We start from the raw sequence: 17,272 nt of genomic DNA on the forward strand, positions 1-17,272 counted from the left end.
TTATATAAATTAATCAAGTTCCTCCCATAAAAATTATTATCGTTTAGTAAAATACGTTATTAATCCAATAAAAACTCAGAGAAGACATCATTTCCATAGAATAATCCTTTTCTAGTTAGACGAAGTTTATTACCTTCAATTTCTAAGTACCCTTCTCTTACGTTTTTATCAATAACATCTTTGAAGATTTCTTCTGCTCTTTTTCCATATTTTTCTTCAAAAATGTCTAAATCTACACCTTTTAAAAGACGTAGACCTAGGAACATTTCTTCTTCTATTCTCTCTTTATGTGTTACGGCATTTTCTTCACGTCTAGCGTGCCCTTTTTCTAACATACTGTCGATATAGAATTTTAATGCTCCTTGGTTGGCATAACGTACTCCATCAATATAACCATGTGCGCCTGCCCCAAGGCCATAATATTCAATATTCTTCCAGTAACTGCTATTGTGAACACTCTCATGACCTGGCCTAGCAAAATTACTAATTTCATACTGCTCATAACCATTTTCTGTTAAGAAGTTAATAACTTCGTTGTACATTTTTTCTTCTGTCTCATTCGAAGGCAATGTAACTTTCTTATCTCTCACCTGATTATAAAGTTTAGTCTTCTGTTCCAAAATCAATGAATAACATGAGATATGACTGATATTGTATTCTGCAACCTTCTTCATACTATCATATAAGTCATCCATTGTTTGCTTAGGTAGTGAAAACATTAAATCAACATTAATATCTTCAATACCATGCTTTTTACAATTAGCAATCGCCATATCTACATCATCAGCAACATGTCCACGTCCAAGAATTTTTAACAATTCGTTATTAAAAGTCTGAACTCCCATGCTAATTCTATCAACTCCGTAGCCCTTTACCAAAGCAACCCGAGAATCAACAAGATCCTCAGGGTTAGCTTCAAAAGTAAATTCACGCAGTTGTTGTGGAATTTTATTTCTTAATGCAGTTAATAAACGATGAAGTTGTTCATCACTTAATGCACTTGGTGTTCCACCACCAATATAAATAGTTTCAACATTTTGAATGTTTTCCATACTCTCGATTTCTTTGATTAAGCAATCTATATACTTGTCAACAGGTTGTCTTTGTATATAAAACTTGTTGAAATCGCAATATGAACAAATATACTTACAAAATGGAATATGAATATATACTCCGCGTGGATAACTCTTCATTATTCTTCATCCATTTTAAGAACAGCCATGAAGGCATCTTGAGGAACTTCTACGCTACCAACAGCTTTCATTCTCTCTTTACCTTTTTTCTGTTTCTCTAATAGTTTACGTTTCCTACTAATATCCCCTCCGTAACATTTAGCAAGAACGTTTTTACGCATCGCTTTAATAGTTTCACGAGAGATAATTTTATTTCCAATAGCAGCTTGGATAGGAATTTCGAATTGTTGTTTTGGAATAAGTTTTTTAAGTTTTTCTACAATAACTTTACCACGTTGGTAAGCAAATTCTCTGTGAACGATAAAACTTAAAGCATCGACTTGTTCACCATTTAATAGAATATCCATCTTAACAAGGTTACTATCTTTGTATCCTGTTAATTCATAGTCAAATGATGCATATCCTTTTGTATTAGATTTAAGTTGGTCGAAGAAATCAAAGACGATTTCTGATAAAGGTATATCATAAGTAATATTAACCCTTGTATCATCGATATATTCCATATTTAAGAAAATACCACGTTTCTTCTGACAAAGATCCATAACAGCACCTACATAGTCATTTGGTACCATTATGCTCGCCTTAACAAATGGCTCTGTAATCTTATTAATTTTTTGTGGATCTGGCATTTCTGATGGGTTTGACACATCTACTAGAGTTCCGTCAGTTTTTTCAACTTTGTAAATAACCGATGGTGCAGTTGCGATGATATCAATATTAAATTCACGCTCAATACGCTCTTGAATGATTTCCATGTGTAACATTCCTAAGAATCCACATCTAAATCCAAATCCAAGTGCTTGTGACGTTTCAGCTTCATATTGTAATGCAGAGTCATTCAGCTCTAATTTTTCTAGTGCTTCACGTAAATCATTATATTTTGATGAATCGATTGGATATAATCCACAGAATACCATTGGATTTAATTTTCTGTATCCAGGTAATGCTTCTTTAGCTGGATTATTCGCTAATGTAATTGTATCCCCTACACGAGTTTCACTTACATTTTTAATAGATGCACAGATAAATCCTACATCCCCTGCAGTAAGTTCATCAACGATTTTCTCTTTAGGTGTGTGAATACCAACCTCAGTAACCTCGAACACACCACCAGTAGCCATCATCTTAATCTTATCTCCAGCTTTTACAGTACCGTTCTTAATACGTACTGAAACGATAACTCCTCTATACGCATCGTATAATGAGTCAAAGATTAGGGCTTGTAGTGGCTCAGCCGCATCCCCTGATGGAGCTGGAACGTATTCTACGATTTGTTCTAAGATTTCATCAATACCAATACCCGCTTTAGCAGAAGCTAGTACGATATCGTCTGTTGGCAATCCAATTACATCTTCAATCTCAGTCTTAACCTTCTCAGGATCCGCTGCAGGTAAGTCGATTTTATTAATAATTGGAATAATTTCTAAATTATTGTCTAATGCTAAGTATACGTTAGCTAATGTTTGCGCTTCGATACCTTGAGCAGCATCAACTACTAAAATAGCCCCTTCACATGCTGCTAGAGAACGTGATACTTCATAAGTGAAGTCTACGTGTCCCGGTGTATCGATTAAGTGAAAAATATACTCTTCTCCGTTTTTGGCAGTATATTGTAACTGAACTGCATTAAGTTTAATTGTAATACCTCTTTCACGCTCAATATCCATTGAATCTAGAAGTTGTGCTTTCATTTCGCGTTGTTCTAACGCCTTTGTTTTTTCTAAAATTCTGTCCGCAAGAGTCGATTTCCCGTGGTCAATATGTGCAATTATAGAAAAGTTCCTTATTTTCTTTTGCCTTTCATTTCTTTTATCCATTTTATTCTTCCTTTACAAATCTTGTTTTTCTACGTAGTCTTTAGCTGTATAATACGAAAAACCATCCCTTATTAGCTTTTCAATCAGCTTTTGTTTAAGTGCATATCCTTCATATCTGCGACTATAACTTTGATAAGCCCTTCTAAAATGCTCATCTAATATTTCGTCTTCATTTTCATCTTCATAGTCTTCGAAAAATATGTCAAACACCTTTCTTATTATATCAGATGTAAAGCCATTTGTATAAAGTTTTTGTGTTATTTTTTGAACTTTTTTGTTTTTCGTTTCTCTTCTTACTTTATACTCACGTTCAATAATTTTATAAAGTATTTCTATCATTGCTTCTTCTGTACAAATCTTGGCAATATTTTCATCTATAACATCTTTATCTAAGCCTTTTTCTAACAGTTTTCTTTGTATCCAATAAGGACCCTTTAGATTAAGATTAAAATAATCTGTTACAGCAGCTTCTACATAGTGATTATCATTCAAATAACCAATTTCTATTAACTTCTCAATTACTTCATCAATAACATTATTAGCAATCTCTTTCTTCTGAAGATATTCTCTTATGTCTTGCTTAGTTCTCAAACCAAATTGTAGATAATGTACTGCCTTACTATAAGCACTCTCAACACTTTCGTGAGCAATAATTTCTTTTAGTTGCTCTTTTGATAAATCTATTTTTTTTATAAGTCCATATTTAATAATCGTATCTTCAGAAACATAAAAATGTTTACCATTTTCCAAGTCTATTTTATACTTAACTTTTAGCTTTGTTATATTTGTAACTTGCAAATTTACACCTACTTTCTATATTCCTCGCTAAAAACTCTTACCTTTAATTTTATCAAAAATCACATAAAAAAGGAAATGTTAGAAAGAAAAAAATTCCCAAACCATAAGGCTTGAGAATTTTTATTTTCAACTAAGATACTACGTTATTTTTTAATTAACCCTTCTTTTTGTAGATATTCTTTTGCTACATCATAAGCAGGTTTACCTTCAATATCTACTTTGTAGTTCATTTCAGTCATTTCTTTTTCTGTTATTTTTCCAGCAAGTTTATTTAAGATTTTTTCAAGTTCAGGATGTTTTTTCAATGTCTCTTCTCTTAATAACGGTGCCCCTTGATATGGTGGGAATAAATGTCTATCGTCATTTAATAATTTAAGCTTATTAGTTATTATTTTACTATCCGTTGAGAATACATCGATAATATTTACATCACCATTTGAAATAGCTTGATATTTTAACGCTATTTCCATAGTCTTAACATTTAAATTCAAGTGATAAAGATTTTTAAGTCCTATACCACCATCTTCTCTATCATTGAACTCCAATGAGAATCCAACTTTTGAAGAATTTTCTACTAATTTTATATCTGAAATATTATTTAATTTATTTTTATTTGCAAAATCTTCTGTTACTGCTAAAGCATAAGTATCCTGGAATTTTGTAGGTTTTAGGTACACAAGATTATCTTGTTCAAAAATTTTATTTTTAGCAACCTCATAAACCTCATCAGGATCATTAGAAGCAACAGTCTGAGGTGTTTTTAATAATGTTGTAGTAACTGTACCTGTAAATTCTGGATAAATATCAATACTTTTGCCTTTTAACGCCTCATATAAGAAACTTGTTTTACCAAAATTAGGTTTAACCTCAACATCAATATTTGTCTCATCTTCTATTAAAAGTTTATACATATTTATTAATATCTCAGGTTCTGCTCCTATTTTACCAGCTATTATTAGTTTATCATTAGACATTTTTCCAATTGGAAAGAAGCTGATAGTTAAAGCGACTACAGCTGCAAGTAATGAAGCTAAAATAGTTTTCGGTTTTTTATCTTGTAAAAATCTAATTAATAACCCAAATAGAATCGCTAATATTGCAGATGAAATTGCCCCTATCAAAATTAACGCTGAGTTATTTCTATCTATCCCTAGTAATATAAATGAACCTAATCCTCCTGCTCCTATTAAAGCGGCAAGAGTTGCTGTACCAATTATCATAATACTCGCAGTTCTCACACCACTCATAAGTATTGGCATAGCAAGTGCAAGTTTAAATTTTTTCAACTTCTCAAGTTTTGTCATACCAAAAGCTGTCGCAGCCTCTTCTAGCGATGGATCAATCTCCGATAGTCCAGTAATCGTACTTTGGAGTATTGGGAATATTGCATAAATTACCAATGCCACGACTGCTGGTAATGTCCCTATACCCGTAAACGGAATAAATAAACCTAGTAATGCAAGAGAAGGAATTGTTTGGAAAATACCAGTAATTTGTAAAAACCATTCACTTGTCTTATTATTCCCTGAGATAATTATACCTAATGGAACTGCTATAAAAATTGCAATAATAAGTGATAATAATGAAATTTGAAGATGTTCATATAAGCCAGTTATCCAATCACTTTTTCTTTCTAAAAATGTACTTACTAAATTCATTATTTATTCCCCCTTGCAAAAAATTCACGAACAAAATCATCCGCAGGATTTTCTTTTAGTACTTCTGGTGTAGCAATTTGAACCACCTTACCTTCTTTTAAAACACAAATTCTATCAGCAAGTTTCATCGCTTCATCCATATCGTGAGTTACAAAAACTGTTGTTCTTTTATACTCATCATGTAGTTGTTTTATTAAATCTTGAAGTTGAACTTTACTAATAGGATCTAATGCAGAAAATGGTTCATCCATCAGTAGAATTTTAGGATTAGCGATAATTGCACGTAGTATTCCTACACGCTGTTTCTCTCCTCCAGAAAGTTCCTTAGGAAGACGATTCATATAATGCTTCGGATCCAATCCTACTTTTTGAAGTAAATCCTCCGTCTTTTCTTTAATTTCTTTCTTATCAAAGTTTTTCATTTCTGGGATTAGCGCAATATTTTCTGCAACAGTAAGATTCGGAAATAGTGCAATTTGTTGAAGAACATATCCAGTTTTAAGCCTTAATTCTCTTAAATCATAGTCTTTTAGTCTCTTATCTTCAAAATAAATATCTCCATCTGTTTGTTCTATCAACCTATTTATTAATTTTAAAGTTGTTGTTTTTCCACTTCCACTCGGTCCTACAAGAACAAAAAATTCTCCTTCTTGTATTTCAAAATCTAATCCATCAAGTATTAAACCATTTGTGGAACAGCATAATGAAACATTGTTATATTTAATCATTTTTATATTTCTCCTTTCAATACTAGTTTCTCAATATTTTTCTTCATATTATCGTTAAAGATTGTATAGTATTCTATAAATATTTTTTGTTGTTCACTTGAAAGTTTACTTATTGCATCTATTTCAGCTTTTTCAAGTGGATCTAAAATTTTTGATGCATATAAGTAACCTTCTTCTGTAAGTCTTACTATTTTCTCCCGCCTATCTTTTTCTTTCTCCTCAAAATAAATATACCCTTTTTTCTTAAAAGTCTTTATAGCTGCGCTAACTACTTGTTTAGTAGAATAAGTTTTCTCACAAATAGTATTTTGAGTTATCCCATTTTTTGTATAGTAAAGACAACTTAGTATTAATAGTGATTTGCCTTGCAAACCATTTTTTCTAGCATAGTACTCATATAATGAGTTGTTTTCATCTTTTTTTCTAGAAAATAGATTCGAGTTTCCCAATAAACTATTCACTTGTAATCACTCCCTCTCTAAAACTATAATTATTACCTAAATAATTATGAGAACACTTTTAATCTTAATAGTTTAAATGTTTTCTTTACTATTAGATTCACTTTATTTTTATAACACTGAAAACCTCTTCTAAACTAGTAAAATCTTTTGACTATTATCTTATTAAAAAACTTATTAGTAATTTTTTTAATACTAATGAGTTCATTCTACCTCTATAGTTTACAATTGTCAATAATTTAGTTTTCATGAAAATAGACAATCAATAAATATTTTACCAATTGTCTTAAAAATTTATTAAATTTATATTTAAATAATTGAACGTCTAATTGTTCACTGCCATTTTTTTCACCTTATTGTAACGACGAATAACATTAATTCTCTCCAATAAGTGTGGCAGTAAAATTATAACAATAATAATTGAATTAATTACTTTGTTTACTGTTTCCCCAAAGAAACTTATCAATAACCCTTTATTTATTATTGAAATGAGTAGATATATATAACATGATATAGTTATACCTAAATTTAATAATAAAGCGGATTTGGAAGAATTCTCCTTTAGTCTAATTTTTTCTATTTCTTTATCTGTTAACTTCTCTAAAAGTAGTTCTTCTTTTTTTATAGTTTTTCTAGCTATTACAAATACTATCATATAAAAAATACAAAATATTAATGAAAATACTCCTAACAAAATTTCTAATGTACTCATAATATTCACCTCCATTTAAATTCATTATACCATATTACCTGTACAAAAAATTACCCATATATAACTCATATAAAAAAGTATTATGAATTAATCTTCCTCACAAACTATATCAACCAGAATATAAGTAGCCCTAAAAATGGAGAAAGGGACTGATAAAATAATCAGTCCCATATATTATGAAAAAAAATATTATTAAGTTTTGTTATGTTTATATTATATACGTTATACCTTATATGAACTTTAGACTATAATTAAAATGTAACTAAAATTGAAAAAATTTGAAAATAATCTGTGATAATGGAGAAAGGGACTGATAAAATAATCAGTCCCATATATTATGAAAAAAATATTATTAAGTTTTGTTATGTTTATATTATATCCGATATACCTTATATAAACTTTATACTATAAATAAAATTTACTTAAATTTATAGTTCTCTTAATTTCTCCGCTCTCTCTAAAGAAGCATCAATATTCTCACATATATTTTCTTTACCTATTTTTTCAATAAAGCCAGCTTTTTCCATAACATGATATGGTTGTTCATTTACGTGTGATAATATTAATGTTAATCCACGTTTTTTACAAGTTTCCAATATTTCTTCAAGTACTTCTAATCCCGAAATATCCATAGCTGGAACATTGCGCATTCTTATAATTAAAACATTTTTCCCTTCTCCATGTTCAAAGTTAGTAAACACATTTGCTGCACCGAAGAATAACGCTCCAAATATTTCATAAACTACTGTATTTTTAGGAACATATTTTAAATCGACTTCTTCTGATAGTTTATCATCATCAGATGAACCTTTATAAGTCCATTGTCGAACTTCTGCAATATCTGACATACGTTTTAAGAATAAGAAAGCCGCTAATACCATACCGAACTCTATCGCAATAACTAAGTCAAAGAATAACGTTAATAAGAAAGTAATAATTAATACCGCAATATCACTCTTCGGTGCAGTTTTCAACATACGTACACAAATACGCCAGCCACTCATATTATAACCTACAATTATCAATATCGCAGCTAAACAACTCATAGGTATATACGATGCATATGGCATTAAAAATAATAATATTAGTAATAAGGTAAATGCGTGCACCATTCCAGATACCGGTGTTCTTCCACCATTTTTCACGTTAGCTGCCGTTCTCGCAATCGCACCTGTTGCAGGTATTCCTCCAAAAAGTGCCGACATAAAGTTCCCTACACCTTGGGCTACTAACTCAGCATTAGATTTATGCTTACTTCCTGTCATACCATCAGATACTACAGCCGATAATAGTGATTCTATAGCTGCCAATATTGCGATTGTAAATGCCGGTAAAATCATCTCTCTTATTAGCGAAAATGAAATTGTAGGCATTGTAAAGCTAGGAAGCCCTGCTTTAATTGTATATAGATCACCAATAGTTTTAACCGGCAATTTGAAAATAGCTACTAAAAATGTTGTAACTAGTATTGCGATTAAAGAACCCGGTATTTTCTTCGATACCTTTGGCCAAAATATTTGAATTAGTATCGCAAGTAACCCTATCGCTAAAGTGACGAAACTAATACTTCTTATATTATGACCGTATGCTACTAATTTCCCAACAAACTCTGCAGGAACTGCTCCCATACTTAATCCTAGAAAATCTTTCACCTGACCAACTACTATTCCCATAGCAATCCCTAGTGTAAATCCAATAGTGATAGTTTTCGGAATAAATTTTATCAAGTCCCCAAAGTGAAATAACCCCATTAGAATCAACATAACTCCTGCCATTAGTGTAGCAACAGTTAATCCTGCAATTCCATGTTCAGCTATTATCCCATAAATAATAACAACAAAAGCAGCCGTAGGTCCACCAATCTGAACCCTACTCCCACCTAAAAACGAAATAAAAAAACCTGCTATAATCGCAGTATAAAGACCTTGTTCCGGATTCACTCCAGATGCTATCGCCAAAGCAATCGATAAAGGTAATGCTATAACAGCTACTATTAAACCAGCAATTATATCTTTTAAGCATTGTTCCTTTGTATAATTTTTCATTACACTAAATAACTTCGGCTTGAGATATTTAAATGAATTCATCTTCTCCTCCTACTTTTGAGAATCTATAGTATTACTAGTTTAGCACATAACTAACAAAAACTCTAGTTAAATCAGAAATACTCTTGAAATATTTTAAAATTTTCTAATATATCTTCTCATAACTAGAGTTCAATCTATTATACAATAGAAAATAACTTGTAATAAATTAGAAAAAAGGCTTGAAAAATTAATCTTCCAAGCCTTAGACAATTACTAATATAATTATAAATTAAATTTCTCTTTGATCCCTCTTATTACATCTGCCAATAGTTCCTTATTAGCAGTATCATACCAAGTTCCATCCATTTTGTTTCTAAACCATGTTAATTGACGTTTTGCATAACGGCGTGAGTTTTGAGAGATAGTTGCAATGGTATCTTCTTTAGAAATATTATCATTAAGATACGGGATCATCTCCTTATATCCTATCGCTCCTAAAGCTTGGAGTTCTATTCCATACTCATCTATAATTTCTCTAACTTCTTGTTCTAAACCTTCTTCAAACATCAGCTCAACTCGCTTATTAATACGACTATATAGAACTTCCCTATCGGTATTAAGAACTATTAAAAATGGATTATAGCAATCAAGAACAGTATCCCCATTGTTGTTAGTCGTTACAGATTTTTTTTCATTCATCACATAATTATATGCATTGATTACACGACGATGATTTTCTAGATCGATCGAATTATATGTGTCTGGATAGTTTTCTTTTAGATACTCTCTGGCCATATCAACATCAATGTCATAAGTTTTTTCCTCTAAATCAGTAAACTCATAATTATTTAGAACAGCATTCATATAAAAACCAGTTCCTCCGATTAATAAAGGCATCTTACCACGACAATGTATTTCCTCTATTTTCTTACGTGCTAGTTTTTGAAAATCATAGACAGAACAAGTATCAGTAGGCTCTAGTTCGTCAATTAAATGATGATCTATTCCATCCATCTCTTCTTTTTTTACCTTTGCAGAACCAATATCAAACTTCTTATAAATTTGAACACTATCTACAGAAATTATTTCACAGTTGAACTTTTTTGCTAGTTCTATACTAAGTGCTGTTTTCCCAACTGCAGTAGGTCCTACTATAGCTATTAAAGGTATTTTTTCCATCTTACCTCCTACACTATACGCTTAAACATTTTTTCTAAATCTTTTTTCTCCATTTTTGTGATTATCGGACGTCCATGTGGACACGTAAACGGATTCTTACATTCATAAAGATCACTTATAACCTTATTCATCTCTACATCAGTAAGTACTTGATTCGCTTTTATAGACATTTTACAACTCGCCATTGCAATTGCATCATTTCTTAATTCGTTGAAAGTTATATTATTATTTCTAAGGACCTTCTCAACAATAATTTTTATCATTTGTTCTTCGTCTTCTTCTATCCAACCAGGAAATTCACGAACAACATAAGAATTATCCCCAAACTCCTCAAATACAATACCAAGTTCTTCAAATTTTTCTAAATTATTACGAACTTCAGCCGCTTCATCTACAGAAAAATCAAACATAAGCGGTATTAACATCTGCTTTTTATAATTCTTTCTTTCAATAAATTCACGTTGTAATTTCTCATAATTATATCTTTCTGCAGCTGCGTGCTGATCTATTAGAAATAACTTATTATCCGCTTCTGATAAGATATATGTTTTAAAGATTTGGGCTAATACTTTTAAGTCTGGTAGAGTTCTAACTTTTGTATCATCATCTTGGACGATTTTAGCATCTTTAATTTCATTAAAGTGACTGTCATCTTTTACTACATTAGAAACTACTTCTTCAGTACAATTATCATAACTCGCATTATCTTCTTTTTTAGAAAAATTCATGAAGTTCTCTATTTCTTTTTTAGTCGGCTTATCACCGTACTTGTTTCTATTATCGCGAGGATGTGAACTATAACTTAAATCCGGTAAGTCGCTCTTAATTCTTTGAGTTTTACTTCTTTGATTAAATGTGTTTTCTTTACTTTGTACTGAAGTTTTTTCTTCGCTAGAGCCCGTCAATAAATCTCCTCCGAAAAGAAACTCATCTTCTTGAATGACATAATTTGTTGATTCTTCTCGGTTATCAGAAATACTACTGTCATCTTTAGAATTTACTTCAGATACTTTTAACTCTCCTGAGAAGCTATTCTCATCTTGAACATTTCCAAACTTATTATCAAGTTCATCTAAGAAATTTATTTTTTCAATTTTTGCTTTTTCTTTTTTCGTAAGAACATTATTCATTCCTTGTGGAATATACGTATAATTACTTAATCTTTCAGCGATAACTTCTTTAATTAAACGTATTAACTCCGCTTCTTTCGATAATCTTACTTCTTGCTTAGTTGGATGCACGTTAACATCTAATAAAATTGGATCCATTTCGATATTAATTACACATAATGGATACCTATTAATCATTAAAAGTGTTCCATACGCATCGATTATAGCATTTTGAATTCCATAATTCTTTATATAACGACCATTAATAAAAATATTTATATAGTTTTTACTAGCTCTCGTCTCTTCAGGAACAGAAATATAACCAAATACTTTATAATCATCGTTACTACCACTGAATTCAATCATATTTCTAGCAACACCCATATTATAGATTTTAGATAAAATCTTATGAACATCACCATCACCGTATGTTTTAAAGGTAAGCTTACCATCTACATGAAGTTCGAAAGCTACATTAGGATAAGACAAGGCAAACTTATGAATAATATTAGTAATATTAGCTTGTTCTGTATGAGGATTACGTAAATATTTTAATCTTGCTGGTGTATTGTAGAATAAATTTTCTACACTTAAATCAGTTCCTTTAATAGGAGCGTAATATTCCTCAGAAACTACTTTTCCACCTTCAAGAACTAACATTTTTCCTTGCGCTTCTCCTGCACAACTCTTAATTACTACTTTACTCACAGATGAAATACTCGCTAATGCCTCACCTCTAAAACCTAGCGTTTCTATGTGAAATAAATCATAGTCAGCACTTATTTTACTAGTTGCATGACGTAAAAATGCTCGTGCCAAATCATCATTAGAAATACCACTACCATTATCAATAATTCTAATTTGTTGAATACCAAATTCTTTAATTATAACTTTAATATTAGTACTCCCTGCATCTATTGAGTTTTCCACAAGTTCTTTAACAACAGAAGAAGGTCTTTCGACAACTTCTCCTGCTGCTATTTTATTAGATAATTCCGCAGATAATATATTTATTTTTCCCATTTAATTTATTTCACATCCTCACTTATTTTTCGTTGTAATTCATAAAGAAGATTGAACGCCTGCATTGGAGTAGTTTCTAAGAAGTTTACACTTTCTAATTGTTTTTTGATTTCATCAAATTTCTCATTATCTCCATCGAAATCCAATTGTAATTTCGCATAATTTTTCTTCGATATCTCTTCAGCTTTTAGTTGTTTTCTAATAGTTTTCTCTAATTCTTCTTTAAGTTCTCTTTCAAGTTCTTGACGGAGCTTCGTTCTTAAAGCTTCCTCGTCCACTTTTACAACATCTTCTTTAACCACTCTGCTACTGTATTCTTCTTCTAGTTCAGAACGAATTTTCGCTCTTAGTTTTTCCTCAGATTCTTGTGATGAAGCATCATTTAATAATACTTTGTTATATCTAGCATTATCAACAAGGTCCTCACTACCTTTATTACCACTTTCTAATTCTCTTAAAATTTTATTAGCACCTACGATAACATCTTCCGGTAAATGAGCAAGTTGAGCTACATGGATACCATAACTCTTCTCGATAGGTCCTTCATTAATTTTATATAAGAAAATTAATTTTCCATGATCTTCTTTTGCAGAGACGTGAATATTCTTTATTCCCTGGGTAATATTTTCTAATTTTGTAAGCTCATGATAGTGAGTTGAGAATAATGTTTTACACTTAATAGTATTATTAATGTATTCTAATATTGATTGAGCTAAGGCAATACCGTCATATGTCGATGTACCACGACCAATTTCATCAAAAATTAATAATGAATTTGCAGTAGATTCAACTAAAGCGTTCTTCGCCTCAATCATCTCAACCATAAACGTCGATTTACCACCAGCTAAATCATCACTCGCACCTATTCTCGTAAATATTTTATCAAAAATCGGTAAATTCGCAGAAGTCGCTGGAACGAAAGATCCTATTTGTGCAAGAATCACTATAAGAGCGAGTTGTCTCATGTAAGTAGATTTACCAGACATATTAGGCCCTGTAATAAGCAAGATATTATTATCTTTGTCTACTTTACAATCATTACTAATATAACTATCCGCACTCACATTTCTCTCAACAATCGGGTGACGTCCATCAACAATATCGATAATATTATTATCATTGAACTCAGGTTTCATATAACCATATTCTTCCGCTACATCAGATAATGAAACAAAAACATCAATATCACTCAAAGTATTCGCTACTCTCTGCAATCTTACAATATAATTATGAATTTTCGTCTTAACTTCTTGGAATAATTGTAATTCTAATTCTTCTATTTTTGCTTTAGAATTTACGATATGTTCTTCAACTTTTTTCAATTCTTCAGATACGAATCTTTCACAGTTAGAAAGTGTTTGTTTCCTATGATAACCTAGTTCTGTTGGATCTATAGTTTTAAGCCCTACTTTAGATACTTCGATAAAATAACCAAAAATCTTATTGTATCCAACTTTAAGATTTTTAACCCCAGTTCTCTCTTTTTCACGTTCTTCGATTTCTAATAAAATTCTATTTCCATTCTTACTAGAATTCTTATAGCTATCTAATTCTTCATTGAAGCCTAATTTAATTACATTTCCTTCTTTAACAGTCTGCCCAGCTTCTTCATGGATTGTCGCTTCAAGATAATCGTATAAATCTGTTAATTCATCGATATTCTCTGCGATATCTTTTAATTTATTAGATTCAAATCCTAATAACAATTTCTTAATTTCTGGTATTTGAGCTAATGTTTTCTTTAGATTTAATAATTCCTTAGGACTTACTATATTATAAGAAACTTTTGTAGAAATTCTCTCAAGATCATACACTTCTTTCAAACTAGTTTTCACATCAGCTTTTTCAAAATAATGTTTAGTAAAATCTTCTACAATTTCCTGACGTTTTTTAATTTCTTTAAGATCTAATAATGGATTTTCTAACCATTTTTTTAGTTTCCTTGAACCCGCAGCTGTTGATGTTTTATCTACAATACTAAGAAGTGAACCTTTCTTCCCACCATTAGCCATATTTTGAGTAACTTCTAAGTTTTTTAACGAGTAGTTCGTCATATAAACAAACTTATCTTTAAAATATACTTCAAAATCTTTAAGGCTTGAAATATCCTTATTTTGAGTTTTTTCAATATAATCTAAAAGAACATCACAAGCAACACGAAGATTACTATCAGTAAGATTACTTGTTTTTTCCTTAGTAATATCATTAGTTAATTTAACTTCAGTAATATAAGCACTAATATCCAACTCTTGATCTTTTATGCTAATTACTTCTTTAATATTATTTTTTAGTACTTCATCTTGCAGATCAGCCATAGTTTTTAGTACAGTACAACGGCTATCCCCCGTCATAATGTCACAAAAAGCGAAGTAAATATTATTATCCTTTACATATGCACTACCTAAGTAATTGTTCTCATCGTAGTTTTTATAGTTCATGTAAGTTCCAGGTGTGATTACTTGAACTACCTTACGTTCTACGATTTTTCCTTGACCAGGTTCTGAAACTTGTTCACATATAGCTACTTTATAGCCGTTATTAACTAAAGTATCAATGTAAGTAGCTGATGAATGAAATGGAACTCCACACATAGGAATTTTTTCAGCTCCTCCATCACGAGCAGTTAGAGTTATTTCTAATATTTTTGACGCTCTAGTCGCATCTTCAAAGAACATCTCATAAAAATCACCAAGACGGTAAAATAAAAACATGTCCTGATAATCTTTTTTTATCTTCAGATATTGTTCTATCATTGGAGTATATTTCATCTCAAAAGTTCCTTTCTCTTTATTTCTTCCTTGTATTTATAACATATATAATTTTAGCATAAAACGTTATTTTTTAGTAGTGTGACATGTGACAAAACACATAAAAAAGAGTTATCCAGTAACAAATTGCTTACTAACGTAACTCTTTTATTATTTATTCTTATAAATTTAGTATACAATTATTTTTTCTTTCTTAATATCAATATTACTATAAGAGGATGATAACTGATAATACTTCCATTCCCCTCAGTTAAAAGTCCAGTATTTTCTAAAGGTTTATTTAAAACATTATTATCATTATTTTCTGATTTATTCAATTTAGATTTATTTTCATATTAATCAATAAGCCCTAGCTTTTCTCTTTTAACATCTTCGTTCGATACTTCAACTTCACCATCAATATTATATATATCTTCTAGTTTAATATCATAACCAAATTCATATTGTAGATTCCTATTAAGTTGCGTATATCCCTTCAATATTGTATAATTACATCAAAGGAGTTGACTTATGTTAAATTTCATAAAAAATAAAACAAATTTATCAATATTGATATTTTATTTTATATTTAGCTTTTCTAGTTTACTATTTATACTATTAGCTGAATATAACAACAATAAAACACCAACACTATTTCTAAAACAATTTGTTTTTTACTTAATTGGTTTTGGAATAATATATCTACTGCAAAAGATACCAATAAATTATATCGAAAAGTTTTCAATAGCATTTTATTTATTTGCTTTGGTTCTTTTAGTTGGAATATTCTTAGTTCCACCTACTCTTGCCCCAATTGTTAATGGTGCTCGTAGTTGGTATAACTTTAGAATATTTACCTTACAACCTTCAGAATTTAGTAAAATAGCTACTGTAGCAATGATAAGTATGCTTATTAAAGAAAAGAGTTTTAAAGAAAACACAGATACAATTAAACTTTTAAAAATAGCTTTAATAATTTCTATACCTTTTATACTAGTCCTAAAAGAAAATGACTTAGGGAATGGATTATTTTTCATCTTTTTATTCCTAGGATTAGTCTTCTTGGTTTGTAACAAAGGTAAAACGTTATTTAGAATTTATTCAGTAGTTATAGCAGGACTAGCAATTATTATTCTAGCTGCTTTATACTTCCCGAGATTACTTAGCTTGGTTGGTTTAAAATCTTATCAGCTAAATCGTATTCTATCATGGCTAAATCCTGAAGCATATAAGTTAGATTATTCTTATCAAATTACTCAAGTACTTAGAGAGATTAAACTAGGTGGATTAACTGGTACATTTGTTAAGAATAAAAACTATATAGATGAACAATTTAATGATTTTATTTTCTCTATAATCGCAAAGAACTTTGGATTTATAGGTGCAGCAATATTCTTATTTATCTTCTTCATCTTTATTCTGAGACTATTTAATATTATGAAAAAATGTGAACAAGGTAACTATAGTTACTATTTCATTCTTCTTAGTGTTTGTAGCTTTTGCTTTTCATTTTTCGTCAATATATTCTCAACACTAAGCATTATTCCAGTTATCGGTATTAGTATGCCGTTTATTAGTTATGGTGGTAGTTCACTTATCGCTAATAGCATCCTGTTTGGTATTATTATAAAAATTCATGCAACAATACACGAAGAATATATGGAAGATGAATACTATGATAACTACGAAGAAGATTATGATGAGGTTCAACATGAAGAAGATTATGATCCTTTAGAACCTGTATACGAAAATAACAACAATAGGTATTATGAAGAAGAACCTCAACAATTTCGTCGAAGTAAAAGAAAAAGATAAAAAATGTG

At 30.3% G+C, this 17,272-nt stretch carries 14 protein-coding genes; 1 reads left to right on the forward strand and 13 read right to left on the reverse strand.

The window, feature by feature from the left end; translation table 11 throughout:
* Nucleotides 1-59: 59 nt before the first annotated feature.
* The 13 genes from hemW to RYK99_RS01705 all read right to left on the reverse strand — a co-directional run bounded on the left by hemW (nt 60) and on the right by RYK99_RS01705 (nt 15,949).
* Nucleotides 60-1,193: a radical SAM family heme chaperone HemW gene (gene hemW / locus RYK99_RS01645; protein WP_314989543.1), complete on the reverse strand. Its 1,134-nt coding sequence runs from the start codon at nt 1,191-1,193 to the stop codon at nt 60-62.
* Nucleotides 1,193-3,010 carry a translation elongation factor 4 gene (gene lepA / locus RYK99_RS01650; protein WP_271965846.1) on the reverse strand — a complete coding sequence of 606 codons (1,818 nt, stop codon included), beginning with the start codon at nt 3,008-3,010 and terminating at the stop codon, nt 1,193-1,195. The genes hemW and lepA overlap by 1 nt, the downstream gene beginning before the upstream one ends.
* Nucleotides 3,011-3,022: 12 nt before the next feature.
* Complete coding sequence (locus RYK99_RS01655) at nt 3,023-3,808, reverse strand: RecX family transcriptional regulator (RefSeq protein ID WP_314989546.1); 786 nt, start codon at nt 3,806-3,808, stop codon at nt 3,023-3,025.
* A gap of 143 nt (nt 3,809-3,951) precedes the next feature.
* Complete coding sequence (locus RYK99_RS01660; protein ID WP_314989547.1) at nt 3,952-5,466, reverse strand: ABC transporter permease/substrate-binding protein; 1,515 nt, start codon at nt 5,464-5,466, stop codon at nt 3,952-3,954.
* Entirely contained in the window at nt 5,466-6,194 is a 729-nt protein-coding gene (locus RYK99_RS01665) for an ABC transporter ATP-binding protein (RefSeq protein ID WP_314989549.1), read from the reverse strand. The genes RYK99_RS01660 and RYK99_RS01665 overlap by 1 nt, the downstream gene beginning before the upstream one ends.
* Before the next feature lie 2 nt (nt 6,195-6,196).
* Complete coding sequence (locus RYK99_RS01670; protein ID WP_314989551.1) at nt 6,197-6,655, reverse strand: MarR family transcriptional regulator; 459 nt, start codon at nt 6,653-6,655, stop codon at nt 6,197-6,199.
* A gap of 322 nt (nt 6,656-6,977) precedes the next feature.
* Nucleotides 6,978-7,364 (reverse strand): hypothetical protein, encoded by a 387-nt coding sequence (locus RYK99_RS01675; protein WP_314989553.1) that lies wholly within the window; start codon nt 7,362-7,364, stop codon nt 6,978-6,980.
* A 428-nt stretch (nt 7,365-7,792) separates the two neighbouring features.
* Nucleotides 7,793-9,451, reverse strand: coding sequence for a SulP family inorganic anion transporter (locus RYK99_RS01680; protein ID WP_314989555.1), 1,659 nt, complete (start codon nt 9,449-9,451; stop codon nt 7,793-7,795).
* A gap of 222 nt (nt 9,452-9,673) precedes the next feature.
* Nucleotides 9,674-10,570, reverse strand: coding sequence for a tRNA (adenosine(37)-N6)-dimethylallyltransferase MiaA (gene miaA, locus RYK99_RS01685; RefSeq protein WP_314989557.1), 897 nt, complete (start codon nt 10,568-10,570; stop codon nt 9,674-9,676).
* Nucleotides 10,571-10,578: 8 nt separating this feature from the next.
* Nucleotides 10,579-12,702, reverse strand: coding sequence for a DNA mismatch repair endonuclease MutL (mutL, locus tag RYK99_RS01690; protein WP_314989559.1), 2,124 nt, complete (start codon nt 12,700-12,702; stop codon nt 10,579-10,581).
* 5 nt (nt 12,703-12,707) lie between these two features.
* Complete coding sequence (gene mutS, locus RYK99_RS01695) at nt 12,708-15,470, reverse strand: DNA mismatch repair protein MutS (RefSeq protein ID WP_314989561.1); 2,763 nt, start codon at nt 15,468-15,470, stop codon at nt 12,708-12,710.
* Between the two features lie 179 nt (nt 15,471-15,649).
* Nucleotides 15,650-15,787 carry a hypothetical protein gene (locus RYK99_RS01700; RefSeq protein WP_314989563.1) on the reverse strand — a complete coding sequence of 46 codons (138 nt, stop codon included), beginning with the start codon at nt 15,785-15,787 and terminating at the stop codon, nt 15,650-15,652.
* An 18-nt stretch (nt 15,788-15,805) separates the two neighbouring features.
* Entirely contained in the window at nt 15,806-15,949 is a 144-nt protein-coding gene (locus RYK99_RS01705) for a hypothetical protein (protein WP_314989565.1), read from the reverse strand.
* 31 nt (nt 15,950-15,980) lie between these two features.
* Between RYK99_RS01705 and RYK99_RS01710 the strand changes: the two genes are divergently transcribed.
* The gene (locus RYK99_RS01710; RefSeq protein WP_314989567.1) at nt 15,981-17,264 is read left to right on the forward strand and encodes an FtsW/RodA/SpoVE family cell cycle protein; all 1,284 of its coding nucleotides are present in this window, start codon (nt 15,981-15,983) and stop codon (nt 17,262-17,264) included.
* Nucleotides 17,265-17,272: the final 8 nt, after the last annotated feature.

Origin of the sequence: uncultured Gemella sp. (assembly GCF_963537375.1) — a bacterium.
In the GTDB taxonomy this organism is placed as follows: Bacteria; Bacillota; Bacilli; order Staphylococcales; family Gemellaceae; genus Gemella.